The organism is Frondihabitans australicus (assembly GCF_003634555.1).
GTDB lineage: Bacteria > Actinomycetota > Actinomycetes > Actinomycetales > Microbacteriaceae > Frondihabitans > Frondihabitans australicus.
Genome location: NZ_RBKS01000001.1, coordinates 480,125 through 498,519, shown reverse-complemented (window position 1 = coordinate 498,519; position 18,395 = coordinate 480,125). Strand labels below are relative to the sequence as shown.

Annotated in this window: 16 protein-coding genes; 4 read left to right on the top strand and 12 right to left on the bottom strand. The window is 70.9% G+C overall.

Going from position 1 to position 18,395, the window contains the following annotated elements; genetic code table 11:
- The first annotated feature begins 59 nt into the window (after positions 1 to 59).
- Positions 60 to 872 carry a COG4705 family protein gene (locus tag C8E83_RS02290; protein WP_121368242.1) on the top strand — a complete coding sequence of 271 codons (813 nt, stop codon included), beginning with the start codon at positions 60 to 62 and terminating at the stop codon, positions 870 to 872.
- Here the strand turns inward: C8E83_RS02290 and C8E83_RS02285 are convergent.
- The 6 genes from C8E83_RS02285 to C8E83_RS02260 form a co-directional block, all read right to left on the bottom strand.
- Positions 859 to 2,964 carry a hypothetical protein gene (locus C8E83_RS02285; protein WP_245981360.1) on the bottom strand — a complete coding sequence of 702 codons (2,106 nt, stop codon included), beginning with the start codon at positions 2,962 to 2,964 and terminating at the stop codon, positions 859 to 861. The genes C8E83_RS02290 and C8E83_RS02285 overlap by 14 nt on opposite strands.
- Before the next feature lie 67 nt (positions 2,965 to 3,031).
- On the bottom strand, positions 3,032 to 4,117 hold the full coding sequence (locus C8E83_RS02280; RefSeq protein WP_245981359.1) for a glycoside hydrolase family 130 protein: 1,086 nt from the start codon (positions 4,115 to 4,117) through the stop codon (positions 3,032 to 3,034).
- Positions 4,114 to 5,199, bottom strand: a complete 1,086-nt coding sequence (locus C8E83_RS02275; RefSeq protein ID WP_121368241.1) for a glycoside hydrolase family 130 protein — start codon at positions 5,197 to 5,199, stop codon at positions 4,114 to 4,116. The genes C8E83_RS02280 and C8E83_RS02275 overlap by 4 nt, the downstream gene beginning before the upstream one ends.
- A complete protein-coding gene (locus C8E83_RS02270) occupies positions 5,196 to 6,074 on the bottom strand; it encodes a carbohydrate ABC transporter permease (RefSeq protein WP_121368240.1) in 879 nt (292 codons plus the stop codon). Before C8E83_RS02270 ends, C8E83_RS02275 begins: the two co-directional genes overlap by 4 nt.
- Complete coding sequence (locus C8E83_RS02265) at positions 6,071 to 6,982, bottom strand: carbohydrate ABC transporter permease (protein WP_121368239.1); 912 nt, start codon at positions 6,980 to 6,982, stop codon at positions 6,071 to 6,073. The genes C8E83_RS02270 and C8E83_RS02265 overlap by 4 nt, the downstream gene beginning before the upstream one ends.
- Complete coding sequence (locus tag C8E83_RS02260) at positions 6,982 to 8,325, bottom strand: ABC transporter substrate-binding protein (RefSeq protein ID WP_121368238.1); 1,344 nt, start codon at positions 8,323 to 8,325, stop codon at positions 6,982 to 6,984. The genes C8E83_RS02265 and C8E83_RS02260 overlap by 1 nt, the downstream gene beginning before the upstream one ends.
- 90 nt (positions 8,326 to 8,415) lie before the next feature.
- Between C8E83_RS02260 and C8E83_RS02255 the strand changes: the two genes are divergently transcribed.
- From C8E83_RS02255 to C8E83_RS02245, 3 genes are all read left to right on the top strand, one after another.
- The gene (locus tag C8E83_RS02255; protein ID WP_121368237.1) at positions 8,416 to 9,450 is read left to right on the top strand and encodes a LacI family DNA-binding transcriptional regulator; all 1,035 of its coding nucleotides are present in this window, start codon (positions 8,416 to 8,418) and stop codon (positions 9,448 to 9,450) included.
- Positions 9,451 to 9,548: 98 nt separating this feature from the next.
- Positions 9,549 to 10,754, top strand: coding sequence for an MFS transporter (locus tag C8E83_RS02250; RefSeq protein ID WP_170159819.1), 1,206 nt, complete (start codon positions 9,549 to 9,551; stop codon positions 10,752 to 10,754).
- A gap of 23 nt (positions 10,755 to 10,777) precedes the next feature.
- Positions 10,778 to 11,368 (top strand): helix-turn-helix domain-containing protein, encoded by a 591-nt coding sequence (locus C8E83_RS02245; protein ID WP_121368235.1) that lies wholly within the window; start codon positions 10,778 to 10,780, stop codon positions 11,366 to 11,368.
- On the opposite strand, the gene C8E83_RS02240 is transcribed toward C8E83_RS02245, so the two are convergent.
- From C8E83_RS02240 to C8E83_RS02215, 6 genes are all read right to left on the bottom strand, one after another.
- Complete coding sequence (locus C8E83_RS02240; RefSeq protein ID WP_211331645.1) at positions 11,369 to 13,702, bottom strand: glycoside hydrolase family 3 N-terminal domain-containing protein; 2,334 nt, start codon at positions 13,700 to 13,702, stop codon at positions 11,369 to 11,371.
- An 85-nt stretch (positions 13,703 to 13,787) separates the two neighbouring features.
- Complete coding sequence (locus tag C8E83_RS02235) at positions 13,788 to 14,021, bottom strand: hypothetical protein (RefSeq protein WP_121368233.1); 234 nt, start codon at positions 14,019 to 14,021, stop codon at positions 13,788 to 13,790.
- 54 nt (positions 14,022 to 14,075) lie between these two features.
- Positions 14,076 to 15,323: a D-arabinono-1,4-lactone oxidase gene (locus C8E83_RS02230; protein WP_121368232.1), complete on the bottom strand. Its 1,248-nt coding sequence runs from the start codon at positions 15,321 to 15,323 to the stop codon at positions 14,076 to 14,078.
- Positions 15,324 to 15,356: 33 nt separating this feature from the next.
- Positions 15,357 to 15,950: a signal peptidase I gene (locus C8E83_RS02225; RefSeq protein ID WP_121368231.1), complete on the bottom strand. Its 594-nt coding sequence runs from the start codon at positions 15,948 to 15,950 to the stop codon at positions 15,357 to 15,359.
- A gap of 72 nt (positions 15,951 to 16,022) precedes the next feature.
- Positions 16,023 to 16,730: a hypothetical protein gene (locus C8E83_RS02220; protein WP_121368230.1), complete on the bottom strand. Its 708-nt coding sequence runs from the start codon at positions 16,728 to 16,730 to the stop codon at positions 16,023 to 16,025.
- Between the two features lie 345 nt (positions 16,731 to 17,075).
- The gene (locus C8E83_RS02215; RefSeq protein ID WP_121368229.1) at positions 17,076 to 18,362 is read right to left on the bottom strand and encodes a chloride channel protein; all 1,287 of its coding nucleotides are present in this window, start codon (positions 18,360 to 18,362) and stop codon (positions 17,076 to 17,078) included.
- Between the last annotated feature and the right edge of the window lie 33 nt (positions 18,363 to 18,395).

Genomic DNA, 18,395 nt, shown 5'->3' with positions numbered 1-18,395 from the left:
CCCGACAGTGACCACGTTCGATGGATTCGCCGCCGCCGGCCGGCGGCGACGCTGGGGCCATGACACTCACCCGCGAACGACCCGCCCCGACGGCGCTCCTGCAGAAGGTCCCCGAGATCACGGTCTCCTTCTGGGCCGCGAAGCTCGCCACCACCGCCTTCGGAGAGGCCTTCTCCGACTTCGTCTTCTTCAACGACTACCTCGGCCAGCACCTCGCGATCCTGCTCGGACTCGCCTTCTTCGCGGTCTGCATGGTGATCCAGTTCACGCGGCGCCGTTATGTGCCGGCCGTGTACTGGCTCGGCGTGACCGCGGTGAGCATCTTCGGCACCATGTCGGCCGACTTCCTGAACCAGGACCTCGGCATGCCGCTGTGGGCGTCGACGCTCCTGCTCCTCGTGCTGCAGGGCGCCGTCTTCACCGCCTGGTACGTCACGCAGAAGACCCTGAACGTGCACAGCATCACGACGCATCTGCGCGAGCTCTTCTACTGGCTGACGGTGCTCTTCACCTTCGCGCTCGGCACCGCGGCCGGCGACTTCGTGTCGACGACGCTCGGCCTCGGCACGTTCGCAGCGACGTTCGTCTTCCTGGCCGCGATCCTCGTGCCGGCCGTCGGCTTCCGCTGGCTCCGGATGAACGAGGTGCTCGCCTTCTGGCTCGCCTACACGTTCACCCGGCCCCTCGGCGCGTCGTTCGCCGACTGGCTCGGCGTGCCGGCGCCCTACGGCGACGGTCTGCAGCTCGGCACGTCGACGACAAGCCTCGGCTTCGGCGTGATCCTGGTCGGCGTCGTGGCGGCCCTCGCGGTGCGGGCGCGGCGGCGCGACCGATCGAACGGGCCCGCCGCCTCCCCGGTCACCGCACGGTGACGAACCCGCCGGCCGGCACTGCGAGCACCAGGCGGCTGCCGACGACACGCGACGTGCCCACGAGCCGACCGGTCGAGTCGTATCGGCTCACGGTCGCCGGTGCCGGCGTCGACCTCGTGACGGTCTCCGTCGCGGTGCGCGACGAGCCGTTGACGTAGAGGTCGTAGGCGCCGGCCGGCCCCGTCATCCCCACGTGCGAGACGATCGGCTGGACCAGGAGGGCGTCGATCTGGGCGCTGCCGGATCGGACGGTCGCCGTGACGCTCGTGGCGCCGGCGGGCGCTGCCGAGCGGAGCGACAGGGGGGCGAGGAGGTTGGGCGCGGCTCCTGCGCCCTGAGCCCCGACTCCCCCGTTGGGCGTCGAGCCGAGCGCGACCGTGCGGCCGTGCGGCGCGGACGCCGTCCACGTGGTCGACCCGGCCGCGGCTGCCCCGCGGTTCACGATCGGGTACACGTTCACCGGGCCCATGCCGGCCGGCAGGGCGACCGTCACGGTCGAACCGGCGGGCGCCTGCACGTACGCGCCGCCCGAGAGCACGCCCGAGCCGACGGCCGGCGACGACGGGGTGACGACGGTGGCGCCGCCGGTGAGAGCGCCGGACTCGGCCTCGACCACGCTCTGCCCTTGCACGGCGGTCTTCGACGTGAGGGTCGTGGCGATCGCCCGGACGGACGGATGCGCGTCGAGAGCCAGCATCGACAGCTCGGTGTGGATCGTCGACTCCGCGCCGAAGTTGAGGTTCGGCTCGCCGGTGGCGCTGATGCCGTCGACGCCGACGCCGGTCGCGGGGTCGTAGACGGGCGCGTCCGCCGGGTTCGCGCCGAAGTACCAGCCCGCGGCCACCGCGGCGAGGGAGTCGAGCCCGGAATCGTGCGTGCGATCGGCCGTGTCGAGCAGCGACTCGACGAGCGAGTCGGTGCCATAGGCGATCTGGCTGGCGTCGGACGGCGTCGGCGTGAGCCCGTTGTCCGGGCCGCCCGAGGCGAGCAGCTGCGCGGTGAACTGCGCGAGCGCCGTGTCGGCGGTCTTCAGCAGGTCGGGCCGGTGCAGCGGTGTCGAGGCGGCGGCGAGCGCGTCGGGTGCGAAGCCCGACCACGCGTGCCAGTAGTTCACGGCGGTCGTCTCGGGCAGGATCGCGCCGAACGGCCACGTCCCGATGCCGCCGACGGCCATGGCCTGGATCCCGTCGGCCGACTCGGAGAGCGCCTTCGTCGCGAGCCGGTCGTGCGGATCGGCCGTGACGTACGCGGAGAGCCCCACGACGGCCTCGGCGGTCGCGCCCGCGCTGCCGGTGATCAGCCACGTCGGCACGCGGGTGCCGTTCGAGAGCGTCGTCTTCCCGTAGGTCGCGAGACTCTCGCGGGTGAGGGCGGTCAGCGACAGGTCCATGCGCTGCTGCAGGAACGCTGCGAACGCAGGATCGGCGGAACGGAACTGCGCGTACCCCTCTCCGAGCGCCCAGATCGTCCTGGCCAGCCAGTACGAGTTGCCGGAGTCGCTCGGGTTCGGGTTGTCGGCCGGGATCGCGCTCGGGTTGAGCGTGCCGTCGGACTGCTGCCAGAGCACGACGTCGCCCGCGTGCGGACCCGTCGTCGTCTGCAGGTAGGTGAGCTCGCGCAGGAGCTGGAACGCGTGCTGCTCGCTCGAGGCGGTGTGGTTCTGCTTCCAGTCGCGGAGGTAGACGACAGCCGAGCGGGCGATGTCGTCGGCGTCGAAGGCGCCCTGCGCGTACCAGCCCTTCGCGGCGTCGGTGATGGCGCCGCCGCCGACGCGCTGGAACGTGCCGTCGCTCTCGTGGTTCGCGTAGACCCACGGCGCCTGGGCCGTCGGCATCGACGACTGCTCGTAGGTGGAGTGCCCGGCGACTCCCGTCGGCAGCGGGACGCTGTCGAGCAGGAAGTCGAGGTGGGCGAGGTTCGTGACCTTCGACCCCGCCGACGTAGACGCGGTGGTCGGCGCAGACGGCGCCGCCTGCGCGGCGACCGGGAGGCCGATCCCGGCCACGGCCAGGGCGACCGCGCCGGCGGCGGCCACGAGCCGGGGCAGCCCCGCCTTCGGCGACCGATGGAGGGTGTTCTCAGAACGCGACATTGCGTCTCCTTCTCGAGTGGTGCGTGGTGTCAGCGTTGGTACGTGATGTCAGCGTTGATACGTGGTGTCAGGGCGCGACGGGCGCCGTGTAGAGCGAGATCTCGCGGGTTCCGGGCGGGGCGTCCCAGCCCTGGGCGAGCACCCACTCGCTGCCGTGCTGCAGGAGGCCGCCCCACGACAGCGATCCGCCGCGGTGGACGTCGAGCTGCGTGAACGGCGCGTTGACGTCGTAGAGCGCCTGCGCCGCGGCGAAGCGCCCCTCCTCGTCCCCGTAGAAGAAGTCGAGCACCAGGTCGTCGCCGCGGTGCCCGGTGACGGCGCACGCGACCTCGTGCAGGTGCCCGCCGAGCGCGTCGAGCGACAGGTAGGGCCGCTCGGTGAAGGTCCACGTCGCCATGTCGTCCGAGCGGCCCACCATCGGCCGCCCGTCGCACCCTTCGCTGAGGAACATCAGGTACGAGCCGCCGACCTTCACCGCGTTCCCGGACGGGTCGCGCACGATCACGGCGCCCTTCGCCCAGAGGCGCGAGGTCTCGTGGTCGAGGATCGGCCCGAGCTTCTCCCAGGTCACGAGGTCGTCCGAGACGGCGAGGTCGATGTCGCAGCCGACCGTCTCGACGGGGTAGCCGGGTGACGGGAAGGCGTCCCGCAGCTCCTGCGTCGCCGGGAAGATGCCGTTGTAGAAGAGCCACCAGCGCCCTTCGGCCCGGTAGACCTTCGGGTCCTCACAGCCGAGCAGCTCGTTGTCGAGAGTCGGGAAGATCGCAGGATTCGACGGTGCGTCGACCCACCCCTGCTCGCCCCGCCGCGCCATCCCGATGCGCGACGACGTCGACTCCTTGCGCGGCGACGACCGGTAGAACATGACGAGGTCGTCGCCGTCGCCGATGAGCGAGGGGTTGAAGACCGACTCCGAGGTCCAGCCGATGCCGGTCGGGTCGGGCCACTGCCCGGTCGGCGCGAAGGTGCGCGACGGGTCGCGGGTGAACGGGCCGACCGCCCAGTCGGGTCGCTCGGGGTAGCGGGCCGAGAAGTCGTCCTGCGACAGGGCGTCCGTGCGGTCGTTGCGGAGCGCAAGGGCCTCGTCGAGTGCGGCGCGCAGGCCCTCGGTCGAGAGCGGCAGCGGGGCCGGAGCCGGCGTCACGCCGCTCACGACTCGCGCTCCAGCCGTGCGACGCCGATCTTCGAGTCGGCCATTCCGTAGAAGACGTACAGCGATCCGGCGATCTCCTCGATCGCGGTCGGGAAGACGACGTTGGCGGCCACGCCGTCCTGCTCGTCGATCGTCTCGGGGGTGAGCAACGGCACCGCGGTGCGAGCGATGACCCGCGACGGGTCGTCGGCGTCGAGGATCATGGCGCCGGCCGCGTAGACGAGGCCGCTCTGCGGCACGAAGGTGCTGCCGACCATCTCGCCGGTGACGCCGTGGTGCACGACGAGCCAGCCCTCCGGGATGCGCAGCGGGGCGGGACCGGCGCCGATCTTCAGCGACTCCCAGGGGCGCTCCGAGAGCGCGACGACGCGGTGACCCGACGGGCGCACCAGTGCGGTGACGTCCCGCTCGACGGTCTCGGCCGGAATGTACGAGATCCAGATGCCGGGGCGGTCGTCGAGGGTGCCCGCCGGAAGCGGGGCCTCCTCGCCGGGCCGGGCGAACTCCAGTTCCCACATCGGCCGGTGCAGCAGCGCGTAGCTCGGCCGGCCGTCGGGGTCGGGCACGACCTCGGGGAAGAACACGACGTCCTTGTTCGGGAAGAGCCCGAGGTCGGTGTCGAGCGCGTCGTCGTACTCGAACTGGATCGGGCCGAGCCGGCGCCAGTGCTCGGTGTCCCGTGACACGGCGACGGCCGGGCGCGGCCCGAGAGGGCCGAAGGCGACGTAGGTCATGACGTGCAGGCCGAGCGACGGGATCCAGGTGATCCGGGGGTCCTCGGTGCCGCCGTGGCCGGTGCCGTGCTCCCACCCGCGGTCGGGTGCGAGAGTCACGCCGAGGCGTTCGACGCCGGTGGGCACGCCGTCGGTGACGACGACGCGAGCGCGACCGATGCGCGACACGTTGCCGTCCGAGACGAGGCGCGGGAACAGGTAGAGCGACCCGTCCGGGCCCCAGGCGGTCGCCGGGTTGAGCACCCCCTCGGCCTCGTGGGCGTCGTCGGGCTCAGGAGACATGACGACGCCGACGCGGGTGAGGCGGTAGGGCACACGGTCGGTCCGCAGCGCGGTCTGCCCGGTCATCCCTTGACCGCCCCTCCGACGACGCCGCCGACGAGGTAGCGCTGGAGGAACACGTAGGCGACGACGAGCGGCGCCGCGACGATCATGGTCGCGGCCGCCAGCAGCCCCCACTGGCTCGTGTAGGTGCCCTGGAAGGCGAACAGGCCGAGCGTCAGCGGCGACTTGGCCGAGTCGGGCAGCAGGATCGTCGCCAGGATGATGTCGTTCCACACGCCGATGGCCTGCAGGATGAAGATCGTCGCGATCGCGGGCCGCGCCAGCGGCACCACGAACGTGAAGAGGTACCTCCAGTAGCCGATGCCGTCCATCGCCGCGGCCTCGTCGAGCTCCCGCGGCACCGACCGGATGAAGCCCGAGAGCAGGATCGGCCCGACGCCCACGGCGGCCGCCATGATCAGGATGTAGCCGATCTGCGTGTCGTAGAGATGAAGGCGCAGCAGCAGCTGGAACTGCGTGATCAGCGCGTTCGGCAGGAACAGCAGGATCACGAAGCCCAGCGACCAGAACTTCGATCCGCGCAGATACCCGCGCGACACCGGGAATCCCAGGACGACCGACACGAACGTGCCGATCAGCGCCGCCGCCCCGGTGTAGAGGATGCTGTTGAGGATGTAGGCGCCGAAGTTCCCGCGCGTCCAGGCGGTCGCGAAGTTGCCGAAGTCGGGGCTCGTGACAATGCCGATCGGGTCGGCCGAGAACGCGGCGTTGCTCTTCAGCGCCGTGTTGAGCAGGAACAGCAGCGGGAACAGGTAGCAGACGACGACGATCGCGGCGAGGACGTAGTTGACGACCTGCCCCGGCCGGACGGGCCGGCGCCTCTTATCGACGGTCGCAGGAGCCGGAGGCGCCTGGGTGCGGACGGCGTGGATGGTCACAGTTTTGCCTCTCGTCGACGGAGGTAGGCCAGCACGGCCAGGGAGATGACGCCCACGATCACGAACTGCACGATCGAGATCGCGGAGGCGTAGCCCTGCGACTGCGAGGTGCCGGTCGACGCGCTGCCGCCGAAGCCCTGCGAGAAGATCGCGAGCGACAGGAGCTGCGTGGCCGAGTTGTTCGGACCGGTCAGCACGTACGCCAGCTGATAGCTCTGCAGCGACGACACGATGCCCAGCAGCACGGTGGCGGTCACCGACGGCGCCAGCATCGGCACCGTGACGAGCCGCAGCTTCTGCCAGCTCGACGCGCCGTCGATGTCGGCGGACTCGTAGAGATCGGTCGGGATGCCCTGGAGGCCGGCGAGGAAGATCACGATCGAGATGCCGAGCGACGACCAGATCTGCACGAAGATCACGAGCCCGAGCGCCATGTGCTGGTCGCCGAAGAACGCCGGGCTCACCCCGAACCAGCCCCAGACCGTGGCGGCCGGGCCGGAGTTCGGGTTGAAGATCAGCGACCAGATGAGGCCGATCACCGTCACGCCCAGCACCGTCGGCATGAACACGATCGCTCGAGCGAACGTGCGCCCGCGCAGCTTCGTGTTCAGCAGCACGGCGATGCCGAGCGCCAGGGCGATCTGCACCACGGTCGACACGATCGCGTAGACGAGCGTGTTCTTGATCGCGTTGAGGTTGTAGTCGAAGTGGGCGGCCGAGAAGAACGACGTGTAGTTCTCGATGCCCACCCAGTGGACCGGCAGGTACGGCAGACCGCGGATGTCGGTGAACGACAGCACGAGGACGCCGATGGCCGGGACGAGCGCGAACACGCCGATCACGAGCGCCCCGAGGGCGAACGTGAGGCGCATCGGGCTCCTGCGCGGGAAGGGGAAGGAGGTCGACATCAGAACCCCGCGAGCCAGTCCTTCTCGGACGCGCTGGCGGCCGTCGAGACGGAACCGGAGCCGAGCGGCGAGAGGCCGGCGTAGTTGAACGGGAACGTCGCTGCGGCGCCGGCCTTCGAGTTCGGCACCCAGATGGTGTCCCACGCGGGCGAGAACGTCTTCGTGTACTTCGAGATGCCGGTGAGGAAGCTCGACGAGGGGATGTTCGGCTCGGCCGGAGCGGTGCCGGAGAGCTTCACGTAGGTCGCGTAGTTCTTCGGGTTCGAGTAGAACGCGAGGTAGGCCAGGGCCGCGGTCTTGTTCTTCGTCGCGGAGGCGACAGCGAGTCGCAGGTCGACCTTGCCGCCGAGCGTGGCGTTGTCGGAGGCCGTGTTGCTCGTCGGGATCGGGAAGTACCCGTAGTCGAACTTCGAGCCGACCGCCGCGGCGATCGTCGGCTGGTCCCACGTGCCGTCGGGCGTCATGGCGTACTTGCCGGCCGCGAACCCGGCGGGCACCGCCGCGTACGAGACACCGGCGAAGTTCGGCTCGGCGTACGAGTACATGGTCTTGACGCGGTCGAGGATCTCCTGCGACGACGAGCTCGAGAGCGACGTCTTCTTCTTCCAGATGTCCTTCGCGAGCGTGTTCTTGTCGGCCTGTGTCGGGTAAAGGCCCTGCACGGCGGAGATCATCGTCAGACCGGCCGGCCAGCTGTCCTTGCCGCCGATGCCGAGGGGCGACACGCCGGAGGCCTGGATCTTCTGCGACAGGGCGGTGAACTGATCCCACGTCGTCGGGATGCTCCAGCCGTTCTTGGCGAACATCGTCTTGTTGTAGAAGACGCCGGTGTAGTAGCTGACGCCGGTCGGCACCGTGTACTGCTTGCCCTTGTAGGCGAGCGACTTGAGCAGCGACGGCGTGTAGTCCTTCATGAACGACTGGTTCGTGAGGTCAAGGAACACGCCGTTGTCGGCGGCGAGGTCGTCGTCGGACTCGCTGGTCTTGCTGACGTAGCTCGGGAGCTCCTGCGGGGCGGCGATGAGGATGTCGACGTTGCCGGCCGTCAGCCGCGACGACTTGGCGGCCGGGTAGTTGTTGTTCGGGATCGACGAGAAGTTGATCTTGACCTTCGGGTACTTCTTCTCGAACGCGGCGTTGATCGCCTTGAACGCGGTGTCGGAGGCGTCGCCGCTCGAGACCGCGATGTTGAGCGTGCCGCTCGGGGTGGCCGTCGTCGACCCGGTGGACGACGACGAGGTGCTGCTCGTGCAGCCGGCGAGGGCGACTGTCGCGACGGCCGCCGTCACCAGCGCGACGGCTCGGACGGTCGATCGACGCAGCCGGGGGGCGGTGCGTGCCATGGGGAACTCCTTCGTTCACACGGTGCCGAAACGTTTCGGCAAAATGGACGGTAGCACACTTTTACCGAAACGCTTCGGTAGACTTCTCGCATGAACCGCCGAGTGACGATCGTCGACGTGGCCGAACGCGCCGGCGTCGCCATCAGCTCCGCCTCCAGCGCCCTGAACGGCCGGCCGGGAGTCTCCGAGGCGACCCGTCGCCGCATCCAGGCGGCGGCCGACGAGCTCGGCTTCGTCCCGTCGCTGCGCGGCCGCAGCCTTTCGACGCAGCGCGCCTACGCCGTCGGGCTCATCGTGAACCGCGACCCCGACGTCTTCGAAGAAGACCCGTTCTTCGGCGGCTTCCTCGGCGGCATCGAGTCGGTGCTCGCCCGGCGCGGCTACGCCCTGGTCCTGCAGATGAGCACGACGGCCGCCGAGAACACCGAGCGCTACCGGCGCATGGCCCTCGACCGTCGCGTCGACGGGGTGTTCCTCAACGAGATCCTCGTCGGCGACCCCCGGATCCCCGTGCTGCGCGAGCTCCAGGTGCCTACGGTCGCGATAACCGAGGGCCACGTCTCCGAGTTCCCCGCCGTCGTGCAGGACAGCGCGCACGGCATCCGCGACCTCGTCGACCACCTCGTCTCCCAGGGCCATCGCGCCTTCGCGCACGTCAGCGGTCCGCCAGCGTACGAGCACGCGAACCGGCGGCGCGACGTGTGGCTCGAGGCGCTCGCCGCGCACGGCATCGAGGGCAGCACGGTGGTCGAGGGCGACTTCACCTACGCGGGCGGGGCGGCGGCCGCATCGAGCCTGCTGGGTGCGGCGGGCGGCGATCCTGCGCGCCCCACCGCCGTGTTCTGCGCCAACGACCTCACGGCGGCCGGGTTCGTCGCCCGAGCCCTCGATCTCGGGCTCACGGTGCCCGGTGACCTCTCGGTCGCAGGATTCGACGGCACGGCCCTCGGCACCTACGTCCGCCCGTCTCTGACCACCCTGACCTCCTCCCCCCGCAGCCTCGGCGCACTGGCGGCGTCGCTCCTCCTGGACCGCATCGACGGTCGAGAGGTGGCGGACGTCGCGGCGGAGCCGAGCACGCTCGTCGTGCGTGACAGCACCGGGCCGGCTCCGCACGCCGCCTGATTCCAAGCACTCGCTTGACATCATCGTTCTCGCGGCGCAAGATTCCAAGCATGTCTTTGGTATCGGAGCCACGTGCGGGAGAGCGGCGGAGCGGGACCGTGTGGCGGGGCCTGCGCGGCCACCGCGACGTGACCCTGCTCCTGGGCGCCTCGCTCGTCTCGCAGACCGGCGACTGGGTGCTCGGCGTCGGTCTCGCGTTCGAGGTCTTCGCGCTCACCGGGTCGACCCTCGCGTCGGCCGCGGTGATGCTCGCGACGCAGGTGCCGCTGGCCGTGCTCGGCTCGGTGGCGGGCGTCGTCGTCGACCGGGGCGACCGGCGACGGATCATGATCGGGGCGAATCTCGCGTCGGCGGCGCTCGTCTGGCCCCTCGTGCTCGTGCGCGGGGCGGGCGACGCCTGGATCATCGTGATGGTCGTGGCCCTGACGAGCGTCGTCTCGCCGTTCTTCGTGGCGGCGGAGGCGAGCCTCCTGCCGTCGCTCGTGCCCGATCAGGCCGGGCTGATCCGGGTCAACGCCCTGAACGCGCAGGTGCGCAACGGCGCGCGGCTGATCGGTGCCGCACTCGGCGGCGTGGTGGTCGGGATCGGCGGGCTCGGCGGGTTGGCGGCGGCCGACGCGGTCAGCTTCGTCGCCGCCGCCGCGCTCCTGCTCGCCATCAGGCACCGCTCCCCCGCGGCCGACCGTGCCGACCGGCTGCATCTCATCGACGACTGGCGCGAGGGCGTCGCCGTGATCCGTCGCAGCCGCGTGCTGCTCGTCGTCGTCGCGTTCTTCGTGCTCACCGGCGTCGGCGAGGGCACCATGGGCACGCTCTTCGCCCCGTTCGTCGACGACGTGCTGGGCGGCACGGTCGGGCTGTACGGCGCGATCCTCTCGGCCCAGGCCGTCGGGGGCATCGTCGGCGGGCTCGTCATCACCATCCTCGGGCCCCGGATCCGGCCGCGCGCCCTGTTCACCTGGGGAGCGCTCGCCTTCGGGCTGCTCGACCTCGCGCTCTTCCTGTACCCCCTGCTCGACCCGGCCGCGTGGCCGGCGTTCGCCCTCATCGCGATCGTCGGACTCCCGGGCGCGGCCGTCACGGCCGGCGTGCTGACGCTTTTCCAGTCGGCGACGTCCGACCGCGACCGGGGGCGGGTCTTCGGATCGCTCACCAGCCTGCAGAACGCGGCCATGCTCCTCAGCACGGCGGCGGCCGGCGCGCTGGCCACGCCGCTCGGCATCATCCCGGTCATCTGCACGCAGGGCGCGGTCTACGTCGTCGTGGCCGGCGTCGCGCTCGTCGGGCTGAGGTCGCGCGCGTGACCGCGGGGAGCGACAATCGAGGCATGGCCACACCCGCCCGCGTCGGGACGCGAACCGTCGACGATCCGCTGGCGCTCCGCGCCCTGGCGCATCCCCTCCGGCGCAGCCTCTACAGCCTCGTCGCCCGCGAGGGCACGCTCACCTCGGCCGAGGCCGCGAAATCCCTCGACATCAGCCACGCCCTCGCCAGCCACCATCTGCGGCAGCTGGCGAAGTACGGCTTCGTCGAGCCGGCCGAGGCCACCGACGCCCGCGCGCGACCCTGGCGCGTCGCGACGACCTCGTTCTCCGTCGACTCGAGCGACCCCGACTCACGCGCCCCGGCCGACTACCTCGAGCGCCACGCCGTCGAGCAGGCGGCCGCCGACCTCGCGGCCTGGCAGGAGCGACGGGCGCAGGAGCCCAGACAGGCCCTTCCCGGCGGCGTCTCCGAGAGCCTTCTCTACCTCACGCCCGACGAGCTGGCCGAGGCGCTGGCCGCGTGGCGCGCCGTGGTCGCGCCGCTCGCCGAACGCCGCCCGATCGGCCACCACGACACCCGCCCGGCCGACGCCGTGCCGGTGAGCTTCACGCTCGTCGCCGTGCCGCTGGAGCCCACCGAGCACGGCGGCTGACTACTCCGTGACGCGGAACTCCGCGTGCTGAGAGGCGTCGGACGAGCCGCCGACCCACACGTCGAAAGTTGTGGCGTCGAGCACCCAGTCGCGCGTCGCCGCGCTCCAGTAGCGCCGCTCGGCCGGGCCGACCTCGAACTGCACGGAAGCGGTCTCGCCCGGGGCGAGCTCGATTCGACGGAAGCCCTTGAGGAGGCGCAGGGGGCGCGACGAGGTGCCGGAGCGCTGGTGCAGGTACATCTGGGCCACCTCGGCTCCTGCGACCCGACCGGTGTTGGTCACCTCGACCGACACGGTCACGGTGCCGTCGAGGTCGATCGAGTCGGCCGACACCGACGCCGCGCTGTACGAGAACGACGTGTACGAGAGGCCGTGGCCGAACGGGAAGAGCGGGGTGCTCTCGTCGTCCCAGTAGCGGCGCCCCTGCTTCTCGGGGTCGTGCGAGCGGGTGCGCGAGTACGTCATCGGGATCTGGCCGACCGTGCGAGGCCAGCTGAACGGCAGCTTGCCCGCCGGGGTCGCCGCGCCGAAGAGCAGGTTCGCGACCGCCTCGCCGCCCTTCGTGCCGGGGTACCACACGTCGAGGATCGCGGGCACGTTCGACGCCGCCCAACGCAGGTCGAGCGGGCGGCCGTTCATCACGACGACCACCACCGGCGTGCCCGTGGCGGCGACGGCCTCGAGCATGGCCTGCTGCTCGCCCGGCAGCTCGAGCGACGAGCGAGAAGCGTTCTCGCCGATCATGTCCTGCTGCTCGCCGACGACGACGATCGCGACGTCCGACGCCGTGGCGAGCGCCACGGCCTCGTCGAGGGCGGCGGCAGCGTCGAATCCTTCGGGCGCCGACGGGCTGTTGTCGCCGAACATCTCGAACATCGAGGGGAAGAGGCGTTTGGGCTCGGCGCAGCCTCGGGCGAACGAGATTTCAGCGGCTCCTGCGCCCTGGTCGCCTGCCCGCTGCACGAACGCCTCGATGCCCTCGAGCACGCTCACCGTCTCGTCGAGGTCGAAGTCGAACACCCACGGGCCGATCACGTCACGGCGAGACGACGCCAACGGGCCGATCACGGCGATCTTCGGGGTCGCGGCCGGGTCGAGCGGCAGCAGGCCGCCGTCGTTCTTCAGCAGCACGGCCGTGCGCTCGGCGACCTCGCGCGACTCGGTGCGGTGCGCAGGATCCGAGAGCACCTCGGCAGCCCGCTGCTCGTCGACGAACGGGTCGTCGAGCAGCCCCAGCTCTTCCTTCAGGCGCAGGATGCGGCGGACGCTCTCGTCGATGCGCGCCTCCGGGATACGGCCCGACCGGACGGCGTCGCCGAGGGTCGCGAACGACGGCTCGCTGATCGCCATCTCCATGTCGAGGCCGGCCTCGATCGCCCGGGCGGCCGCGTCGGGGGCGCCGTCGGCGTAGTGGTGCGTCGCGAGGTCTTTGGCCGAGTTGGCGTCGCTCACGACGAACCCGTCGAAGCCGAGCTCGTCGCGGAGGACGTCGGTGAGCAGCCAGCGGTTGCCGGTCGCGGGCACGCCGTTGAGGTCCATGTATGCCGACATGATGTTCGTCGCGCCGGCCTGGATCGCGCCGCGAAACGGCTGGACGTAGGTGTTCCAGAAGTCCTGGTCGGAGAGGTCGACCTCGTCGTAGTCGCGACCGCCGACGGCGCCGCCGTAGCCGGCGAAGTGCTTCGGGCCGGCCAGGATGCGGTCGCGCGCACCGGTCGTCACGGCGGGAGCGGACTCGTCGCCGGCGCCCTGGAAGCCGCGCACCTGGCCTGCGGCCATCGCCGCGCCGAGCACCGGGTCTTCGCCGGCGCCCTCGATCATGCGGCCCCAGCGGGCGTCGCGGGCGATGTCGACCATCGGGGCGAACGCCCAGTGGATGCCGACGGCGCGGGCCTCGCGAGCGGCGACGGTCTGCGCGCGCTCGGCGAGCGCGGGATCCCATGACGCGGCGAGCGCGATCGGCACCGGGAAGATCGTGCGGAGCCCGTGGATCACGTCGAAGCCGAAGATCAGCGGGATGCCGTGGCGGTTGCCCTCGAGTGCGCGGCGCTGGAGGCGGTTGGTCGCGGCGGGGTCGGTGACGAAGAGGAGGGAGCCGACGGTGCCGTGGTCGAGGGCCTGCTCGACGCCGGCCGTCATCGCGGCGCCGTCGCCGGACTCACCGGGCAGGTCGATCGCGGGGGCGTCGTCGGGCAGGTCGAAGAAGAAGAACTGGGTGAGCTGGCCGACCTTCTCGTCGATGCTCATCGCTTCGAGGAGCTTCTCGACTCGGGGGGACGGGGTGCTTTCGTACTTCATCGGGGCTCCTGGATCGGCGTCGGCGCGGCTCTGCATGTGCTGCCGCCTTAAACCTACCACCGTAAGGTTTTAAGCCGCCATGCCTTCGTCGAGCGCGTTCCCGCGCCCGCGAGCCCCTCGCTCAGGCGTCGCGATCACGGCCGGTCAGGTCGTTGTGAACCACGGTCGCATTGATCTGGTCGTCCGTGAATTCGCGCTCGATCATGCGCTCGATCCCCTCGGACTGACGTCGGCGCTGCTGATCAATGAGCCTTCGCAGGGCGCTGACCACGCGCTCACTGTCGCTCCCCCACGGTGCCAGCGCATGGACTGTCGCCATCATGTCGTCATCGACTTCGATCGTGACCTCGTACACCTCGTACCCTTCGCCGAAAACCCCGCCAACATATCAATTATGGCTGACCGGCGATCAGAGGGCGAGGAGGCGTGAACCGAGGCGCGACGCGAACTTGCGGTCGGGGTCGGAGCGGCGCACGAGCGCACGGAAATCGGCCAGCCGCGGGTAGAGCGCATCGATGGTCGCGGCATCGAGCGACGACAGCTTGCCCCAGTGCGGGCGCCCTCCGAACGGCAGCAGCGCCTCCTCGATCGCGGGCAGCAGCGCCATCACCTCGTCGGGCATCCGCTTCCATGTGAAGGCGATGCAGAGCACGTCCTGGCCCTGCGTCGGCGACAGCCAGAGGTCGTCACCGGCCAGAGTGCGCAGCTCCGTCACGTGGAGCAGCGGCTGGATTCGCACAGCGAGCGCAGCCACCGCATCCAGCGCCTCGACGGCACGCGCCAGCGGCACGAAGTGCTCGCTCTGCACCTCCGACCCGACCGACGGCACCGACCCGATCGGAAAATGCGGCAGGCGATCCCACCACGGCCCGGCCGAGCCGTCGCGGGCCGTGTGGTGCGCGTCGCCGGGGGCGCCGGGCAGCCGTGGGGCGCCGGCGAGGTCGTCAGGCACGGGAAGGCTCTCGGATCCTGCGCCCACGACCGATTTGACCAGGAGCTCGCGGACCCGGCCGTCCCAGTTCGTGAACCCCGAGACGCTGTAGCCCGCCCCGAAGACGCCCGACACGTCTTCGAGCAGCGCGCTCCAGGGAAGCGGACCGTAGGCGTCCTGCCGCATCCGGAACGCCGGGACCACGTCGAGCGTGACGCGCGTGACGACGCCGAGCAGGCCCAGGTGCAGCCCCGCCCCGCCCCAGCCGGGGTCGCCGCGTCGCAGGATCCGAGTGCCGCCCGCCGCATCGACGATCTCGAGCGCCCGCACCTCGGCCGACAGCGAGCGGTTGCGCGTGCCCGAGCCATGGGTGCCCGTGGCTGTGGCCCCGGCGATCGAGATGTGCGGCAGCGAGCCCATGTTCGTGAAGGCGAAACCTGCCGCGTCGAGGTCAGGCGCGACGACGCCGTAGCGGGTGCCGGCGCCGAGCGTCGCGGTGCCCTCCGCCGCGTCGACCACGAGGTCGGCTGGCAGGGCGCCGAGGTCGAGGAGGGTTCCGGGGCCGTCGGCGACGTCGTTGAACGAGTGTCGCGTGCCGAGGGCGCGGACGTGGCGGGCGCCGGCGACGATCTCGGCGACCTGCTCTGGCGCCGTGGGGCGGACCACGTCGCGGGCCGTGTAGGTGTAGGTGCCCGACCACGTGGATCCTGCGCCGTCGCCCTGCATGCCCCCACTCAAGCACGCCCGGGCGCGCTGCCCTCAGGCGGTCGACGCTCCGCCCGTTCGCGGCGCCGACGAGCGCGCCGCGTGGGCCGCCCGTTCGAGGGCGTGCCGCGGCCCCGGCGTCAATGCCTTGCGGCGGTCGAGCCCGGACTCGTCGGGTTCGGACTCGGCCTCGCCGTCGTCGTCCGCGGACGCCAGCGACCAGATCTGCCAGAGCACGAGCGCGCCCAGCAGGACCGTCGCGAGGCCAAGGGGGTTCTTCAGGAACTCCAGCCAGTAGCCGAGGTCGCGCGGAGCCGCCACCACGCCGCCGATGATGGCCGACGTCGTGAGACGGTACGGGTCGGCGGTCGAGTTCGCGTCGCCCTTGGTCGTGATGGCGCCGCCGGGTCCGATCTTCGTCAGGCGGTGCGTGACGACCCCGTCGACGGTCTCGAACGAGACCACCTGGCCGACCCGGTACTCGCCCGTGCGCACGATGACGGCGCTGGTCGAGGGGATCGTCGGGCTCATGGAACCGGTGTGGATCACGTAGACGCGATACGGGAGGGCGTGGGTGGCGAGAACGCCGAAGACCGCCAGCACGAGGAGGCCGGCGGTGACGAGTCCGATGAGGCGCCGTCGGGTCATGGCGCGCTCCTTTCGGGATGGAGAGGAGGGGTGCCGGGGCCCCGCGAGATCGCAGGACCCCGGCCGGTAGAACTAGTTGGAGGGCGTCGGGTAGCCCGTGGCGCCCGGGATCACGCCGACCTGCGTGGCGACGATCGCGTAGGGCAGACCCGAGCCGGTGCCGTCAGAGGCGTTGGTGTAGGTCTGACCGTCTGCGGCCGGGTAGGTGTTGAACGCCGGGCCCGTGATCGCGTCGATGTTCGAGGCGTTGCTGAGTCCGGTCGAGTAGTTGAACGAGAAGGTCACCGTGCCGTACTGGCCGGGCTGCACGTTCGAGGCGACCTTGTACTGCGACAGCAGGGGCCAGCGGCTGATCGGCGTCGCGTTGCTGTAGTCGGCGGGGTTGCCCGCGTCACTCAGGTTGGCCGAGTCGAAGATGTGGTTGCCGTTGGCGGTGATGTGCACCTCGCCGTAGCGACCGAGGTCGTCGAGGGCGCTCAGAGCGGTGGCGTTGGGGAACGTGATGTAGACGTCCTCCGCGTTGCGACCGGTGTTGCCGTACTGCAGCGTGACCGACTGCGCCTGGCCGGGCAGGAGGTTCGAGAAGCTGAGGTCCTGGCCGTCGGTGCCGGTGCCGTTGCCCTTGACCGACACCTTGATCGAGCCGACGGTGCCGGACACACTGCCGTTGTGCGTGTCGCTGAAGTAGGCGCCGGTGGTGCCGGCGGCCATCCAGGCGGCGCCTCCGAGGAGGGCGACGGAGCCGACGAGAGCGGCGGCGCGGCGCTTGATGTTCTTCATGGTTCTTGGTGATCCTTCGGGTGATCGCCACGACGACCCTGGTGCGTCGTCGCATTTTTCGGGTACGCCGAAGAGCGGCCGTCGTCGGCCGCGCTTTCGGTTCATCGCGCGCGGGTGCTCGCGCGATGTGTGATCTGCCGAGTCGTTCGGGTGCGCCGGGGCGCCGACTCGGCTTCGCCTCTCCCCCAGGGCGGAGTGACTACTCGGCCCGGATCGACCACGGGGTAAGCGACGATCCTGGCTGAGGGGTCCTCATTTCTGGGGACCCGGAGTCAGTAAAGCGCAACCTTGCAATGTGTGCAAGTCTCATTTTCGGCGTGTTCGCACGCGTCTTTTAGAGCGCGGCTATTCGACGCCGGCGAGCCCCTTCCGGCCGAGGACGTAGCCGACGGCGACCGCCCCCGAGACGGCCAGGAGGGCGGGGATCAGGATCTGCGTGCCCTGGTTGGTGAACTCCACGACCAGCACCAGCGCCGTGAACGGGGCGCGCATCGTCGTCGCGAGGAACGCCGCGGCGCCGACGAACGCGAACGCCGCCAGCTCGGACCCCGGCCACGCCAGCATCCACAGCCCGCCGAGGAACGCGCCCGCGGCCGACCCGATCGCGATCGACGGCGTCAGCGTGCCGCCGACCGCACCCGACCCGATCGTCGCGGTCGTCGTCACCGTCTTCGCCACCGCGAGCACCAGCATCAGCACCACCGGCACCAGGCCGAAGACGGCAGGATCCGAGAGCCGCTCGTTCATCGCCACCAGCCCCAGCGCCCGCCCGTTCCCCATGACCTCGGGGAACGCGACCGCGACGAGGCCGACGAGCGCGAAGACGACCGGGAGCACCCACAGCAGGAGGGCGCCCTTCGGCGCGAACTGCTGCACCCGGTTCGTCAACGCGGTGAACCGCACCCCAGCAAGCCCCAGGATTGGGCCGACGATGATCGACCACACCAGCAGCGACGGCGACATGTGCATGTGCGGCACGTCGTACAGCGTCTCGACCGGTACCACGAGGCGGGCGACGAACGCGGCGATCGCACTCGTCGCGAACGCCGGCAGCGCCGTCGCGAACGAGATCTCGCCCAGCAGCACCTCGACCGCGAACAGCGCACCACCCAGGGGAACGTCGTAGACGGCGGCTAGGCCCGCGGCGGCACCGCAGGCCACCAGGATCCGGGTCTCCCTCGCCGTCAGGCCCGCCCGCGCCGTGACGAGCTGCGCCAGCCACGCCCCGATCTCGCGCGGCGCGACCTCCTTGCCGATCGACGCGCCGAGACCCACCGCCAGGATCTGAATGCCCGCGTTCCCGACGGTCACCAGCGACGGCATCCTGGTGCCGTCCACCGCCTTCTGCACGCCGACGATCTTCGTCCCGTACCGGCGCAGCGCCCACCATGCCGGCGCCACCAACACGCCCGCGGCGACGAGGGCGAGGAACCGCCCCCACGGCTGCGTCACGTCGGCCGCCTCGAGCCCCGTGTGCCACGGGAACCCGAACGCGACCCACTGGATCGTGTGCAGCGCCACATACACCGAGATGCCCGCCAGACCACCCGCGACACCGACCAGAGCCGTGACGACCGACAGCCGCCACGCCCACCGGAAACGGTGGTCTCTGTGCAGGGCGAGGGTGCTCATCGCCCCACAGTGTATCGGCGCGTCGGGCCGCGC